The organism is Bacteroidales bacterium MB20-C3-3 (assembly GCA_035609245.1).
In the GTDB taxonomy this organism is placed as follows: Bacteria; Bacteroidota; Bacteroidia; order Bacteroidales; family UBA932; genus Bact-08.
This window is the reverse complement of record CP141202.1, coordinates 1,920,842-1,936,204: the sequence shown is the minus strand read 5'-3', so window position 1 is coordinate 1,936,204 and position 15,363 is coordinate 1,920,842. Positions and strand designations below refer to the sequence as shown.

Here is a 15,363-nt window from a genome sequence, read left to right as displayed (position 1 = left end):
AAGTTATAAAAATATGGATAAAAAAGAATGATGGCAGACAAGGAAAACTAACCCCCAATTTTCCAGGTCTGCCATCGCAGTGACTTTTGCAACCACTTTTGTAATACAAATATAAAAACATTTTTTAATAATTATAACGATTTTAACTTTTTTTAGAGGAATTTGTGACCTTTTTCAAACATTTCGTTACTAATAATAAGATTTCTGTGGCAAATAATTATAGGGAGAATTTTAGAATAGCGGCTCCTGTGATATTATCTCTGGCAGGGCAATCTGTCGTACAAATTGCAGATAGCGTAATGGTAGGGAGAACCGGAGCAGTACCACTGGCAGCTGTATCTTTTGCGGGAGCGGTAATCACCAATATTATGGTAATAGGTCTCGGACTTACCATAGGACTTACTCCTGTCGCAGGGATGCACTGGGCAAGAAGCGAGTTCCGCAGAGTGTCAGGGTATTTCCAAAACTCACTCTCCTTAAATCTGTTCTTCTCATTATTGCTTGTTGCAATTCTCTTTGCTCTAATACCTCTGCTGCCCCTCCTGGGACAGCCGGAAGAGGTAACCTCCCTTATGAATGAGTACTATATTATGGTATCAATCTCACTGATTCCAATGATGATCTTTCTTACAGGCAAACAGTTTCTGGAGGGGATTGGAAATACTCACATATCGATGTATATCACACTTATTGCCAATCTGATAAATATATTTCTCAACTATTTGTTCATTTACGGAAAACTAGGCTTCCCGGTGATGGGAATTGACGGAGCCGGTCTGGCGACCCTAATCTCAAGACTTCTTATGCCTGTTATGCTACTCGTTTTAATAAATAAAAAAGTGGGGTACAGAAGATTCTTGAACATGTTCCGGATAGCTCACTTTTCAGTAAAAGAGCACCTTCATCTTATAAAAATTGGTCTTCCTATATCAGGACAAATGGTTATTGAGTTTTTCTCTTTAAGCGCAATCACATTTATGATGGGGTGGATGGGAACAAAATCTCTGGCAGCCAATCAGATTGTTCAGACAATGATAAATTTCACATTTATGATAGCAAACGGAGTAGCTGCAGCCTCAACTATTCTGGTTAGCCACTCTGCAGGAAAAGGAAACCTTTCAGAAGCCAGAACCAGAGGTTTCACAGGGATAAAGCTCTCAACAATTATTATGGGTACAGCTGCACTCATATTTCTCCTTTTTGGAGAATCTATTGCACTGCTTTTTACATCCGACAAAGAGGTTACAGCAATCGCTGTTAAAATTTTCTATGTAGTAGCTCTTTTTGAACTATTTGACGGCCTCCAGGTCACCGCTCTGGGAGCCCTGAGAGGACTGACAGATACAAAAAAACCGATGCTCCTTGCCATCATCTCATATCTATTTATATCACTGCCCGTTGCATACATTGGTGGATTTGTATTAAAGCTTGGCGAAGCAGGACTTATGTCAGGATTTGCTTTTGGATTGCTGGTAGCATCAATACTTTTCATAAGAAGATTCTCAAAGCTCACGAAATAATTTTATATTTTTGAGGAATGAAAAGATCCAGAAAAGGCAACAGACTTAAACTTCTTGTACTGGCCGCTGCAGTAGTTGCCGTTATTTCAGTTTCAGCAGGAATAAAAAGCATAAAAGAGAGCACTGAAGAGATTAATGAAGAGCCACAGGAGCTCTCACTCAATTTACTTATAAGCAACAATCTTAACCAACTAGAAGAGACAAAAAAACTGGATTCTCAGATAGAGAAGTTTATGAGGCAATGGCAGATTAAAGGGGCCTCTCTTGCTGTAATGAAGGATGAAAAGCTGATATATTCAAAAGGGTACGGATGGGCCGATGAGCAGGCAGGTATAAAAATGGAGCCCGGGCATATTCTTAGGATTGCGTCACTCTCAAAGCTGATTACAGCAGCGGGTATTATGAAGCTTGCTGAAGATTCTCTTTTATCGCTTGACAGTAAGGTTTTTGGAAAAGAGGGCATTCTCCCCTTCCCTTCAGATGAGGAGATCAAGGACCCAAGAGTAAGAAATATTACAATTGAACATCTGCTCAGACACAGAGGCGGTTTTACTCTCAGGGGAGGTGACCCTATGTTTAACACAACCCTGATGTCTTCAAGGTTGAAGATGGACACAATCCCGGATAACGATCAGATTATTAAATACTGTGCCTCCGGAAGGCTGGGATTTGCACCGGGCAATGGTACCAGGTACTCAAATCTTGGTTATGTTATCCTTTCAAGAGTTATTGAAGAGGTCACAGGGATGAGTTATGAAGAGTATATAAAGGAGATGATCCTTAAACCTGCAGGCATTTCAGATATGCATATTGCAAACAATCTCTATACAGAGAAATTCCAGAACGAAGTAAGATATTACGAACCCTCAAATGAACCGCTGGTTGAGGCTTTTGACGGAAGTGGACGGATGGTTCAGCGTTGTTACGGAGGTAATAATATAAAAGCCCTTCAGGGGGCAGGAGCTTGGGTCGCATCACCCTCAGAGATTCTTCTTTTTGTTGCATCCATTGATGGGAAGGGGGGTGTTGCAGATATCATCTCTAATCAGAGTATCGGTATTATGACATCCAGTACTCCTCAGATACTTCCTGTTGGCTGGGCAAAGGTAACCTCTTCAGGCGAGTGGTCAAGAACAGGAACACTCTCCGGATCCAGTGCCCTTTTAAAATACCAGAAAAACGGTGTCTCCTGGGTACTTATTACCAATACAAGCTCTTGGAAAGGAGCCCGCTTTCCAAGACAGATTGACAATCTTGTTAAAAACGGGCTCAATAAAATCACAAACTGGCCGGAGAGAAATCTATTTGATCTTAGAATTCTACCGTAATTCCTATTGATGGCAAAATTGTCCCCTCTGTGAGGGATATTCTTTTCATCTCATACCTCTGCTCTCCTCCGGGAACTTCCGGATTTACAATCCTTCCGGTACTAACCAGAACATCTCCTGACTTGTAGTCAAAGTTCGTTACATTCTGAACATCAAGATAAACTTTCAATGCAAATTTGTTAAAATAAAATTCTTTATCTACCCTGATATCAAGCTGGTTGAATATCCCCAGATACTGCGAATTATAAAGAGCGTAATTTGGATATGCCCTCCCGGATGCGTCCCAGGCATTAACAAGAGAGGATTTATACTCATCAAGAGGAGTATAAGGAGCTCCTCCGGAGTACCTGTACTTCACCCCTGCAAAGTAGTTCTTAGGAAACTTGTACCCTGCTGACAGGGTAAGCAATCTCTTGTTATTCCAGGTTCTTGCTATCCAATTATTATCCGGAGTGTTATACTCACTCCTGAAAATGGTTAGGGACCCAAGAAGGTTAAACTTGTCTGCAAGAAACCATCTGGCAGAGAATTCAACTCCGTAAGATCTGCTTTTTAAAGTAGATGTAATCTCTTCATTTCCGGAGACTCCGTAGTTGATTCCTTTCCCTTCAACAGGAATTGAATCCCTTACAGACCACATACCATTGAAATTATTTCTGTAAAAGAGTTCGGCAGCCAGCTGAACACCATTTGAATTTCTATAATCTACTCCGGCAGATATTTGATCTGACCCAATATATTCAAGCTCCTTATTTACAAGATCTCCTTGAAGATCTCTGTATCCAAGTGCCGTGTATGGTGGGAGCTGATAATATCTGCCTACCCCTGCATTCAGATAAAAATCACTTAGAAGTTCATATGAGAGTGATAACCTTGGAGAAAATTGCCTGAAGAGATTTGCCATCTTGTCAGAATAGGAATTTCCATCAAAGCGGATACCCAGATTTGCAGTAAATCTTTTATCCGGAGAGGTATAGTTTGCATTTGTAAATACAGCATACTTTAAAAAACTAAGATCACTATTGTAATCTACAGTGACTGGATTCTGAAGGAAAATTCTCTGAAAAGTGCTATTTGAGTAAAGGGGAAGCTCAAGCCCCACACCGGTAATAACCCTGAAATCCCCAAACCTGACAAGATTTTCTGCTCTGAATTTTGTCTCTTGCTCTACAGATCTGTATTTCAGTGATAGATTATCCTCGGATGAGTCATCATTTCCTGCATATTTGGTGTTTCTGTTGTTCAGATAGCTCTGACTGAGAAAGAGGCTTAAGTTATTTGATCCGTAGTAGTATCTGTAAACCAGCCCTGTTGTAAGAACCTCCTGCTGAATAACCGGAAGATAGGCCAGTATATACTCATTTGACTCCTTACCTCCGGTATCATCATTAAGTGTCATATCATCCAGACCACCTAAAGCAATAAAGGTAAGTTCGTGCTTGTTGTCAAAGCGGGTCTTAAGTTTAACCTGCATATCTGTAAAAGTGGGCAAAAAAGGGAGGTTGATAGCTCTGAAGAGAAATTGCAAATAAGAGACCCTTACTGAGGCAAGATAGCTTGTCCTTTTTGTAAGGTGCCCATTTGAGCCGAATCCGGCCTCTGATGCACCTACCGTAAACTTATATGTATTGTTAAGCGGATCTCCCTCCTTTAGTTTAAAATCCAGTACGGAACTAATTGCACCACCCCTGGCTACAGGGAATGAACCACCATAAAAATCAACTTCACGGATAAAATCGGCATCAATTATCCCGACAGGTCCTCCTGAAGAGCCCTGAGTACTGAAATGGTTTATTGAAGGGACCTCTATCCCGTCGAGGAAGTACTTATTTTCTGCAGGGCCACCGCCTCTTACAAGAATATCATTGCGAAAACCTCCTCCTACAACATTTGCCACTCCGGGAAGAGAGGCAACTACACGGGATATATCCCGGTTTGCACCGGGATTTCTCTCAATCTCCTGCACACCTATTGTTCGCTGAGAGAGAGGGGTCTCCGGTATCCTTCTGAAGGGATTTGCCTTTGGCTTAACTGTTGCAGCGGCAAGTAGCACGCTCTCCTCTTCCAGCTCAATATTGAGAAATGAGCCCTTTATTGATAGCATCATCTCTTCTGTTATAAATTGGTTGTATCCTAAAAGATCAACCTTAAGCCTGTATGCCCCTGCAGGAAGCCCCTCAATTGAAAATCTTCCCAGGGAATCAGTGATTGCAAATTTTGTCCCCTGAAATACAGAGACAGTAGCAAATGATACCGGTTCTCTGGAGAATTTATCTATAACCACTCCTCTGATAGAATAATCTGCGGCAGACTCTTCAGCCAGGGTAGGTAAAAATGAGAAAGTTGATATTAATATAGTTAAAAAACAGATATACGCCTTTTTCATAGAATTGTTATTGTCAGTGAAAATGTTTCACTGAACAACAACAATCTAATTAAACAGTTCACCGGCCATCAAGTGAAGAGTAATTTCAGAAATTTTAGCCTGATAAATTGCGTTTAATCTTCTGTCTGCAGAGTTGAGATATGAGAGCTGAATATCTCTGAACTCAATTCCGGATAGTGACCCAAGTCTGTATCTCTCTCTTGCTGCCTCAAGATTAAGAAGCGCAGCCTCTCTGTTCTCCTCTTCAAACTCAATCATCCTTAAATGATATTGATATATATTATAAAGTTGATGGAGTTCACTCATAAGCTCCTGCCTCTCCTGCTCATAAGTGAGTCTTGCATTCTCCTGCTGAATTTTTGCATTTTTCACCCTTCTGTTTATTTCGTTACCTGAAAATATTGGGACAGAAAGTGAAAAGCCCCAGTTAAGGCCGTTGGATTCATTATATCTGGATGGGTAGTACCCACTCTGGTTAAAGTTATAGTTATATCCGGCAGAGAGATCAATAACAGGATAGCGTGATGCTTTTGCGATTCTGGTATCCAGACTTGCCACCTCCTCTCCTGCCCTCAGGGCTAAAAGAGTTGTGTTATTTTTGTCTGCATTACTTAGAAGATGGGCTACATCAAGTTGTGGCTCGGATATAATTGTATCCTTTATTGCATATTTTGAATCTAATGGTATGTTCATTAGTTTAAAGAGTTCAATGTATGCGTTCTTTATATTTTCGGTAGCCTGAAGCAGAGATGAGGAGTCGCTGTTAAGATAGATCTTTGCCTGCATCTGCTCAAGACCTGAGCCACTTCCAATATTATACTTTATTAAAGCTTGTTCATACCGCTCCTTTGAAATAGAGGCTACCTCATTGAGGAGTTTGAACCTGTTCTGCAAACTAATAATATTGAAATATTGGGAAGAAATCTTCATAACAAGATTTTCAGAGACAGCTCTGAAATTATACTCTCCCTGTCTAAGCAGCTCCTCCTGTTTATCTCTTGTTGCAAACATTGAAAGGCCGTCAAAAAGGCGCCAGTTCAAATTTGCACCATTAATAACAGAATTTCCTGAAGCAGTAGATTTTACCCTATCTCCAGCCTCATTTATATTCCTTTGAACTCCGCTGTTTGCACTCTGCCTGGAGCTGGCAGAGATTGTTGGCAGAAAAGGTGCCAGAGTAACATTATTCCTGGAAATTTCAAGGTTATTCCCGGATATTATTATTGAATAGTTTGCCTCCAATGCCCTCTCAATACACCCCTCCAGAGTTAGATATTCAATATTTCTGGAGTTTTGTGCGGATAGTGGGGTTATTAATGCAAAGGCAATTGCAAGTGAAAATGTTTTGAATTTGGTTGTCATTGCACTACTTATTTGAAGATGATATATATGAGTACATAGCAGGGATAATATAGAGTGTAAAGAATGTGGCAAATATCAACCCTCCGGCAACAGCTACACCCATTGAAACACGGCTCTCTGCCCCCGCACCGGTTGCAAATACCATTGGTAATATTCCCAAAATTGTAGATAGACTTGTCATTAGAATCGGTCTGAACCTTGATGCAGCAGAGTCTCTGATTGCAGCCAGTTTATCAAGCCCAGCCAATTTCCTCTGGTTAGCAAACTCTACCATAAGGATACCATTTTTGGAGACAAGTCCAATTAGCATTATCAACCCAATCTGGCTAAAGATATTCATTGTCTGGCCATAAAGTTTAAGTGTGAGGAGAGCACCAAAAAGGGCCAGCGGAACTGTAAACATTATTATCAGCGGATCCCTGAAGCTTTCAAACTGTGCAGAGAGGATAAGGTAGATCAGCAAAAGTGCAAGAAGAAAAGCAAACAGAAGACTGGATGTACTCTCTACAAAGTCTTTAGACTGACCTGACAGAGTGGTTGTGAAATCATCAGGATTGAGTAATCTGTCTGCAATTTTATCCATCTCCTCAATACCTTGCCCCAGCGTATAACCTTTTGAAAGTGCCGCAGATACGGTAGCAGACACAAATCTGTTGTACCTGAAAAGCTGAGGTGGCATACTGCTCTCTTCCATAGTAATAAGATTATCCAGCTGGATTAATTCACCGGCATCATTTCTAACATAAATATTTGCCAGATCCACAGGCTTATTCCTCATACTCTGGTCAATCTGACTCATAATCTGATATTGCTTACCATTTCTGATAAAGTAGCCAATCCTCTGCTCACTCATTGAGAGCTGGAGTGTCTGAGCAATATTCTGAATGGAGACTCCCATCAGTGAGGCCTTATCCCTGTCAATACTTATACTAAGCTCCGGTTTTGTAAATTTCAGATTAACATCAGAATTTGAAAAGACTTCGCTTTGGGCTACCTCTGACATAAAAACCGGTATAATTCTCTTCAATGAATCCAGGTTTTTTGCCTGAATTACATACTGAACAGGCATTCCTCCTCTTCTTCCGCCGAATGTCTGCTGCTGATTAACAAAGCTCCTTGCCCCGGTAAGCATTGCAACTTTTGGAGAGAGGGCGTCTGCAATCTCTTGCTGAGTTCTATTCCTTGAGAGAGGGTCTACAAGAGAGATCGAGAAATTTGATCTGTTTCTGCCACCCATTCCAACCATCTGGAGGATATTTTCTGCTTCAGGAGCCTCTTCTCTTACAACACCATACAAATCATCTGTGTATTTTAGCATATAATCGTATGTTGCACCCTCCTGAGCCGTGCTGGAAACATTTATCATTGATCGGTCCTCAAGAGGTGCCATCTCAGATGGTATGGTTGTCCAAAGGTAAAATATCACTCCAAAGGAGATTAACAGAAATACCACCGCCATCCATCTTTTTTTCAAAAACTTATCCAGTGATGAGGCGTACACAGAATTTAGCCATACAAAAAAGGGCTCAGTCCATCTGTAGAATCTGTTCTCCTTCGCATCCTTTTTTAATAGTTTACTTGAGATCATTGGGGTAAATGTAAGAGCCACAAAACTTGAAATTATCACAGCACCAGCTATTACAAAAGAGAACTCTCTGAATAGTCTGCCTGTTACCCCCTGCAGAAACACAATTGGAAAGAAAACCGCAACTAATGTTATTGTCGTTGCAATTACGGCAAAGAATATCTCTTTTGACCCCTCGATAGCTGCCTCTTTTGGAGGGACACCTCTCTCTATCTTTGTATAAATGTTCTCCATTACAACAATTGCATCATCCACAACAAGACCAATCGAGAGTACAATTGCAAGAAGAGTTAGAATATTAATTGAAAAGCCTGCTATGTACATTATGAAAAAGGCTCCAATTACAGAGATAGGAATAGCAATAATTGGAATAAGAGTGGTCCTCCAGTTTCTCAGAAACAGAAATATAATAAGAATCACAAGTAAAAAAGCCTGAAGAATTGTCATCTGAACCTCACTTATTGAATCCCTTATAAACACTGTGTTATCAAAACCAATTCCAACCTCAATATCTTCAGGAATTGTCCTTTTAAGCTCCTCAACAACCCTCTTTGCATCATCAACAATATTTATATAATTTGCACCTGGCTGCGGAACTATTACACAGGAGACCATAGGCACACCATTCCTCTTTAAAATGGATCTGGTGTTCTCAGCGTCCACCTCAGCAGAGCCGATGTCGGAAAAGCGAACAATTCTCTCTCCGCTTCTGGCGATTATTAAATTATTAAAATCCTCAATGGTTCTTAATCGGCCTAGCGTTCTTACAGTAAGCTCCATAGTGGAACCCTCCACCATACCTGAAGGAAGCTCGACATTCTCTCTGGACACAGCTTGCCTCACATCAAGTGGTGTAATTTTGTATGCAGCAAGAAGAATGGGATCCATCCTCATTCTCACAGAATATCTCTTTGATCCCCAGACACCTACAGAGCTTACTCCGCTTATTGTCTGAAGTCTCTCCTTAAAGTTAACCTCTGCATATTCGCTAAGGTCAATAATATCTCTTGACTCACTTTGAAGTGTTACCGTAAATATTGGCTGAGCATCTGCGTCAGACTTCTCAACCACAGGGGGATCTACATCCTGAGGCAGTCTTCTCATAGCTCCTGACACCTTGTCGCGAACATCATTTGCAGCAGTCTCCAAATCAACCTCCAGGTTAAACTCAATATTTATTGAACTTGATCCATCTCGGCTTGTGCTGGAGATAGCCCTGATTCCCGGAATACCATTTACTGCGGCCTCTAAAGGCTCAGTGATCTGTGTTTCAATAACATCTGCATTAGCGCCGGGAAATCCACACCTGACAGAAATTACAGGGTTATCCACACTGGGGTAATCTCTGACACCCAGCGATGTATATCCGATAACACCAAAAATTACTATCAGAAGGCTTAGTACTGTAGCCAGTACCGGTCTGTTTATGGTTGTACTGCTTATACTCATATCTAATTCATTATTGTTTGTGGTGATACCTGAATCCCCGGCCTCAGCTGCATAAGCCCTGTGGTAATGATTGTATCACCCCTCTCCAGTCCGCCGAGTATCTCAAGCATATCTGCCGTTCTTGTTCCTGACTGAACCTGTACAAGCTCTGCCTTGCCCCCCTTCATAACCCACACTGAGCGCCCCTTTACATCCGGCACCACTGCCTGATTAGGTACATATATATTATTTGCCCCTGCGGTTGTTGAGAAAGATACCTTTGCAGACATACCTGGTTTAAGCATTAGTCCCGTATTTGTATATCTGGCCCTAAGCATAAGCGTTCTTGTTTTAACCTCAACCTGAGGATCTACGGCATAAACCCTGGCAGAGAAAGTTTTGCCTGTTCCCTCCACTGTAAATGAAACAGAAGAGCCACTCTTAACATCATTAATATATTTCTCAGGGATGGCAAATTCAAGCTTAAGATTTGCCACATCTACAAGTGTAGATATTTTTGTATTGGGTTGCAGAAAGGCTCCAAGGCTCACATCTCTGAAACCAATCATTCCATCAAAAGGGGCCCTTACCTTCATCTTCTCAATCCTTATTTTCAACTGCTCAATATCCTGCTTTAAAACATTAAACTCAGTAAGCACCTTGTCATAATCCTCACGGCTAACAGCATCCCTCTCAAGAAGAATCTTCTGACGCTCGAGTCTCTGCTCAATTAGTTTATACTGATACTCGGCCTTTACAAGCTGAGCAACAAGCTCATCATCATTTAGCTTTACCAGTATTGTCCCTTTTCTTACAAGCTCACCCTCACGAAAATTAATCTCAGTTACCCTGCCGGAGAGTTCACTAACCACATCCACCCTTTCATTGGGAGTAAGAGTGCCTATTGCAAGTTTACCCTCATCTGAAGTCATATATTCTGCGATATATACTGATACAGGCAAAGCTCTTCCTCCTCCGCCTCCCCCTCTGTTTCCCTCACCCATAGGACGGGAAATGGGCTCTTCATTAATTTCCGGTTTATTGAACAATTTGTTGTAGCCAATGATTGACCCGGCTAACACAATCGGAATAGCGGCATAAAGGATGTACTTCTGTCTCTGTTTCATCAAAGTAAAATTTATTTTACTTTGACCATTGAGGCGGCAAAAAGTTTAAAATGGTATGAGTATATTTGCAATTAGTTATGAGCAAATTCAGAAAATTACTTAACAGTGAGCTTGGCAGAATCTCAGCAAATGAGTATTCTTCAGCAGATAAGATGCCGGTAATAATAGTACTGGACAATGTGAGAAGCCAGCACAATATTGGCGCTGCCTTCAGGAGTGCCGATGCATTTGCCGCAGAGAAAATAATACTTTGCGGGATTTGTGCCACTCCACCATCTGCTGAAATACACAAATCTGCGCTTGGAGCAGAAAACACAATTCCCTGGGAGTATTTTGAGGAGAGCACTGATGCCGTAAAGAGGCTAAAAGCAGAGGGGTATGAAGCTATATCAGTTGAGCAAACTGAAAACTCTATAATGCTAAACGATATTAAACTTGACAGAGACAGAAGGTACGCTCTGATTTTTGGAAACGAGGTTAAAGGGGTTAGTCAGGAGGTTGTTGACATGAGTGACACTGTTCTTGAAATACCACAACACGGAACAAAACACTCAATAAATGTATCTGTCAGCATAGGTGTTGTTCTCTGGGAGTTTTCCAAACACATTGGGAGGAACCAATAATGATGTATGATCCGCTCAAAAGAGCAATAACATATCTCAGAATCTCCGTTACAGACAGATGCAACCTTAGGTGTACATACTGTATGCCTGAAGAGGGGATTCCCCTTGTTGACCACAGTGAGATTCTGACATTTAACGAAATTGAGGAGTTTACAAGAGTTGCTGTCTCAAGTGGAGTTAATAAAGTGCGGATTACAGGCGGTGAGCCGCTGGTTAGAAAAGGGATTACGGAACTTGTTCGCAGACTGGCCTCAATTGAGGGAATTACTGACCTCTCAATGACTACAAACGGGCAGCTGCTCTCTCAATTCGCAGAGGAACTTGCAAAAGCAGGGCTTATGAGAATAAATATAAGTCTTGATACTGCAGATCCTGACAGGTACAGAGAGATTACCAGAGGCGGAGATATAAACAAAGTTTTTGATGGAATTGAGGCGGCAAAGAGTGCCGGGCTTCTACCTATCAAACTTAACTGCGTTGTAAATAGTGACAGAAACGAGCCTGATGCTCAAAGCGTACTAAAGTTTGCTCAGGAGAGAGCTCTTTCAGGTATAAACGGAATTGAGGTGAGATTTATAAAGATGATGGATCTCCATACCGGCTCGTTTGGTATAGTTGACGGCGGAGACGGCGGAGACTGCCCAAGGTGCAACAGAGTAAGGCTTACGGCAAACGGATTGGTAAAACCCTGCCTCTTCAGCGACCTTGGATACAGCATAAGAGAGTACGGAGCAGAGAAGGCTCTTGAGATGGCTGTAAAAAACAAACCGGCAAAGGGCTCCCATAATGATACCGGAAAATTCTATAATATAGGCGGATAATAATTCAGGAGGATGATTATGTCAGAAGATACAAATTCTAAAAACGGCAAAATGCTCACCCATACAGACGAAAAGGGGCGTGCAAACATGGTGGATGTGGGGGCCAAACCTGTATCGGCAAGAAAGGCGACAGCAAGGGGGAGGATACTACTTTCACCTGAAACCATAGCACTTATCAGGGAGAACGGGCTGAAAAAGGGAGACCTGCTAACAGTAGCCCAGATTGCCGGAATAATGGCTGCCAAAAAGACCCCTGAACTGATTCCACTCTGCCATCAGTTAAATCTTAATAAGGCCGATGTCAAAATCACCGTCCAGGATGACGGAGTCACTGCCGAGGGGTTCGCCTCATGCAACGGCAATACCGGAGTAGAGATGGAGGCGCTGACAGCTGTATCGGTAGCGCTGCTTACCATTTACGATATGTGCAAGGCGGTGGATAAAAACATGATAATAACCAACATTGAACTCCTCTCAAAGAGCAAAGAGGAGATTAAATAGCAAAACAGAGATACAAAATGGAACTTGAAATAATATCGGTAAATATTTCTGTAAAAAAGGGAGAGATCAAACTCCCCGTTGATAATATCCAACTTACCCCCGAGGGGATTCCCGGAGATGCCCACGCCGGCAAGTGGCACAGACAGGTGAGTCTGCTTGGAGCGGAGAGCTTTGAGAAGTTTTCGGCCATAACAGGCAGGGAGTTTAAATGGGGAGAGTTTGCCGAGAACATCACTACAAAAGGGATGGTTCTTAACGAGATGATGCCCGGAGACCAGCTTATGAACGACACAATCCTGATGGAGGTTACTCAGATAGGAAAAAAGTGCCACGGTGATGGTTGCGCAATCTTTCGCGACACCGGAGCCTGCATTATGCCCAAAGAGGGGATATTTGCAAGGGTTCTTAAATGTGGCGAGATGAGGGCAGGAGACAAACTTACTTATAAGAAGAAGACCTGGAGGGCAGGAGTCATAACCCTCAGCGACAGAGCATTCGAGGGAGAATACAAAGACCTAAGCGGCCCTCTTGCAGAGGAGTTAATGGGCAAATGGTTCAGTGAAACAAAACGGAGCCTCTCCTGCGACTATAAACTTCTTCCTGATAATCCGCAGATGCTTGAAACCGAAATCAGGCGAATGGTTTCAGAGGGACACGAGATAATTATCACCACCGGCGGAACAGGAATCGGCCCGAGAGACTTTACCCCTGATGTTGTAAAGCCGCTACTGGACAAGGAGATTCCCGGAATTATGGACTATATAAGATTAAAATACGGAGCTGAAAAACCTAATGCACTTCTGAGCAGAAGTATTGCAGGCGTTTCCGGCAAATCCCTAATATTTGTCCTGCCCGGCAGCGTTAAGGCAGTTAAGGAGTATATGTCAGAGATTCTACCTATGCTCAACCACCTTTTTGCGATGATGAGCGGGATTGATTCGCACTAGATAACCCTTCACCCTTCCCCGGTCAACCGAAGCCCCTCCGGAACTTTTCCTCCTCGCTCTCTTCGTTCGCTGTGGCGGAGGTTCCTTCGTGGCTCGGTTGGCCGGGGAAGGATTGCGGAGCATTTAAACCCAAGGATAGGCTAACAGGCGTGGGTGGGACGAACCTCCATTAACCTCGTTTTGTGCTAGTTGTAAAATATAATTTATTGGTTTTGAAAGATTTATATTTTGGAACACCTTGAAATTTAACTCCGTGGAGGTTCGTGCCACCCAAACCCGGAACCTGCCTTCCGGTCAAAGGCCGTATAAATTGCGCAGCACCATTTAAATCCTCGCAAAGCGATGTGTATCCGCAAATCTGCTGGAGGTGGTCTAAACACGCACGGCTGCAACAAGCAGATTAATTGATAATTGACACTTTACCCAAGGGATCACCCCAGGGATAAAGTGTTAAATCACTCATTGTTTGCAAGTTACAGCCGTCCGGGGTTCTCTATTTTCGGCGGGTTTCATTTGCAAAGCAATACACAGCTACCTTCCCGGTCACAGAGTAATCCGCATAACAGAAGGAGTCTCCGCCACAGCGAACGAAGAGAGCGAGGAGGAAAAACTCCGGAAGTTATGCGGATACTCTGTGAATGCAGGAAAGTTTAGATATTAAACCCGGGCAATGGCAAGAAACAGAGTGTGAAGTATGATTGTTACCGCAATCCACAGCCTCTCGATACTATCGCCCCTCATCCCAAAGAATCTGTACTCAAGAGCATTGTGAGGACAAGCTGTAAGACAGTCACCACAATAGGTACAACCATTACCAATAACAAGCTTTCCTTGAGAATCCCTGTTCATAGCAGCATAGTTGCAGGCAGGAATACACTTCATACAGGATGTACACTCGCTCCTCTTTACATCAAACCTGAAAGGAGAGATATATTTCAAATAGTTTACCACCGTCCCCACCGGACACCACACTGTGCAGTGAGCCATAATCCCCCGCCTCATAGAAATCAACAGAATAATCAACAGACCAATAGCAAAAAAGAGTATCGCCCAGAGTGCTGCAGAGTCCTGAAAGAGGCTTATGGCACCATCGCCCGTTCCCCTCATAAGCCGAAGCACCAGTGCCACCGCCACAACTGCCATCAGCACCCCCACCCTAAGTATCGGTTTCCATCTCCACATCCAATCCCTGAACACCCTTCTTTTAGAGCCCTGTCCGGCTCGCTTTCGCTTTGCCCCCACCCTTGCGGCAGCAGAGTCAAGAGCCCCAAAATAACACAAATGGCTGCACCAGGCAGGACCCGCAAGCAGAATGGCAGAGAAAAAGAGAATCGGCATAAACCATGAGCTAAACCGATATACAGGCCCCGCAATAATCACCGCCGGAATAGGCAGATGCAGCTTTCCCGTCATCAGAAATAATGAATCCCCAAAAATACCCAGCGCAAGCTGACCGTAGAAAAAAAGGGTAAATAACATCCACGATCTGTTCCGCCACACACTCCTGCTCTCCCTTGGCATCATATATCGGGCTAACAAAAATGAATACCCCGATGCCATCACAATCTGCACCCATCCTCCACCCGCAAATAACCTTTCACCCACCAACAGTGCCCTCTCCGGCATCACCTGCACAGGCACCAGCAATAGAGCAATAATTGCTGCAACAATAGTTGGAAAAATAAGTTGACGGGTATTCATAGTGCAAAGATAAGTAAAGGGTTCGATGATATTA

The 15,363-nt window shown here is 42.8% G+C and carries 11 protein-coding genes; 6 read left to right on the top strand and 5 right to left on the bottom strand.

Annotation, left to right across the window (positions count from 1 at the left end; genetic code table 11):
* The first annotated feature begins 206 nt into the window (after positions 1–206).
* Both U5907_08865 and U5907_08860 read left to right on the top strand, forming a co-directional pair.
* Positions 207–1,520 carry an MATE family efflux transporter gene (locus U5907_08865; GenBank protein ID WRQ32687.1) on the top strand — a complete coding sequence of 438 codons (1,314 nt, stop codon included), beginning with the start codon at positions 207–209 and terminating at the stop codon, positions 1,518–1,520.
* A gap of 17 nt (positions 1,521–1,537) precedes the next feature.
* Positions 1,538–2,848 (top strand): serine hydrolase domain-containing protein, encoded by a 1,311-nt coding sequence (locus U5907_08860; protein WRQ32686.1) that lies wholly within the window; start codon positions 1,538–1,540, stop codon positions 2,846–2,848.
* Here the strand turns inward: U5907_08860 and U5907_08855 are convergent.
* The 4 genes from U5907_08855 to U5907_08840 are packed head-to-tail and all read right to left on the bottom strand — an operon-like array spanning position 2,832 to position 10,736.
* Complete coding sequence (locus U5907_08855; GenBank protein WRQ32685.1) at positions 2,832–5,234, bottom strand: TonB-dependent receptor; 2,403 nt, start codon at positions 5,232–5,234, stop codon at positions 2,832–2,834. The two genes, U5907_08860 and U5907_08855, sit on opposite strands and share 17 nt — an antisense overlap.
* A 45-nt stretch (positions 5,235–5,279) precedes the next feature.
* Positions 5,280–6,596, bottom strand: a complete 1,317-nt coding sequence (locus tag U5907_08850; GenBank protein WRQ32684.1) for a TolC family protein — start codon at positions 6,594–6,596, stop codon at positions 5,280–5,282.
* Positions 6,597–6,600: 4 nt separating this feature from the next.
* The gene (locus U5907_08845; GenBank protein ID WRQ32683.1) at positions 6,601–9,630 is read right to left on the bottom strand and encodes an efflux RND transporter permease subunit; all 3,030 of its coding nucleotides are present in this window, start codon (positions 9,628–9,630) and stop codon (positions 6,601–6,603) included.
* Between the two features lie 2 nt (positions 9,631–9,632).
* Positions 9,633–10,736, bottom strand: a complete 1,104-nt coding sequence (locus U5907_08840; protein ID WRQ32682.1) for an efflux RND transporter periplasmic adaptor subunit — start codon at positions 10,734–10,736, stop codon at positions 9,633–9,635.
* Between the two features lie 77 nt (positions 10,737–10,813).
* Between U5907_08840 and U5907_08835 the strand changes: the two genes are divergently transcribed.
* The 4 genes from U5907_08835 to U5907_08820 are packed head-to-tail and all read left to right on the top strand — an operon-like array spanning position 10,814 to position 13,628.
* Positions 10,814–11,359 (top strand): RNA methyltransferase, encoded by a 546-nt coding sequence (locus tag U5907_08835; protein ID WRQ32681.1) that lies wholly within the window; start codon positions 10,814–10,816, stop codon positions 11,357–11,359.
* Positions 11,359–12,180 carry a radical SAM protein gene (locus tag U5907_08830; GenBank protein WRQ32680.1) on the top strand — a complete coding sequence of 274 codons (822 nt, stop codon included), beginning with the start codon at positions 11,359–11,361 and terminating at the stop codon, positions 12,178–12,180. Before U5907_08835 ends, U5907_08830 begins: the two co-directional genes overlap by 1 nt.
* 18 nt (positions 12,181–12,198) lie before the next feature.
* Positions 12,199–12,681, top strand: coding sequence for a cyclic pyranopterin monophosphate synthase MoaC (moaC, locus tag U5907_08825; protein WRQ32679.1), 483 nt, complete (start codon positions 12,199–12,201; stop codon positions 12,679–12,681).
* Positions 12,682–12,698: 17 nt separating this feature from the next.
* Positions 12,699–13,628 carry a molybdenum cofactor synthesis domain-containing protein gene (locus U5907_08820; GenBank protein ID WRQ32678.1) on the top strand — a complete coding sequence of 310 codons (930 nt, stop codon included), beginning with the start codon at positions 12,699–12,701 and terminating at the stop codon, positions 13,626–13,628.
* A gap of 657 nt (positions 13,629–14,285) precedes the next feature.
* On the opposite strand, the gene U5907_08815 is transcribed toward U5907_08820, so the two are convergent.
* A complete protein-coding gene (locus U5907_08815) occupies positions 14,286–15,329 on the bottom strand; it encodes a 4Fe-4S dicluster domain-containing protein (GenBank protein ID WRQ32677.1) in 1,044 nt (347 codons plus the stop codon).
* Positions 15,330–15,363: the final 34 nt, after the last annotated feature.

What these genes read in the sequence shown, in the direction of transcription:
- U5907_08860 (WRQ32686.1), top strand. Translation starts at nt 1,538, where the DNA reads ATGAAAAGATCCAGAAAAGGCAACAGACTTAAACTTCTTGTACTGGCC.
- U5907_08855 (WRQ32685.1), bottom strand. Translation starts at nt 5,234, where the DNA reads ATGAAAAAGGCGTATATCTGTTTTTTAACTATATTAATATCAACTTTC.
- U5907_08850 (WRQ32684.1), bottom strand. Translation starts at nt 6,596, where the DNA reads ATGACAACCAAATTCAAAACATTTTCACTTGCAATTGCCTTTGCATTA.
- U5907_08845 (WRQ32683.1), bottom strand. Translation starts at nt 9,630, where the DNA reads ATGAGTATAAGCAGTACAACCATAAACAGACCGGTACTGGCTACAGTA.
- U5907_08840 (WRQ32682.1), bottom strand. Translation starts at nt 10,736, where the DNA reads ATGAAACAGAGACAGAAGTACATCCTTTATGCCGCTATTCCGATTGTG.
- U5907_08835 (WRQ32681.1), top strand. Translation starts at nt 10,814, where the DNA reads ATGAGCAAATTCAGAAAATTACTTAACAGTGAGCTTGGCAGAATCTCA.
- U5907_08830 (WRQ32680.1), top strand. Translation starts at nt 11,359, where the DNA reads ATGATGTATGATCCGCTCAAAAGAGCAATAACATATCTCAGAATCTCC.
- moaC (WRQ32679.1), top strand. Translation starts at nt 12,199, where the DNA reads ATGTCAGAAGATACAAATTCTAAAAACGGCAAAATGCTCACCCATACA.
- U5907_08820 (WRQ32678.1), top strand. Translation starts at nt 12,699, where the DNA reads ATGGAACTTGAAATAATATCGGTAAATATTTCTGTAAAAAAGGGAGAG.
- U5907_08815 (WRQ32677.1), bottom strand. Translation starts at nt 15,329, where the DNA reads ATGAATACCCGTCAACTTATTTTTCCAACTATTGTTGCAGCAATTATT.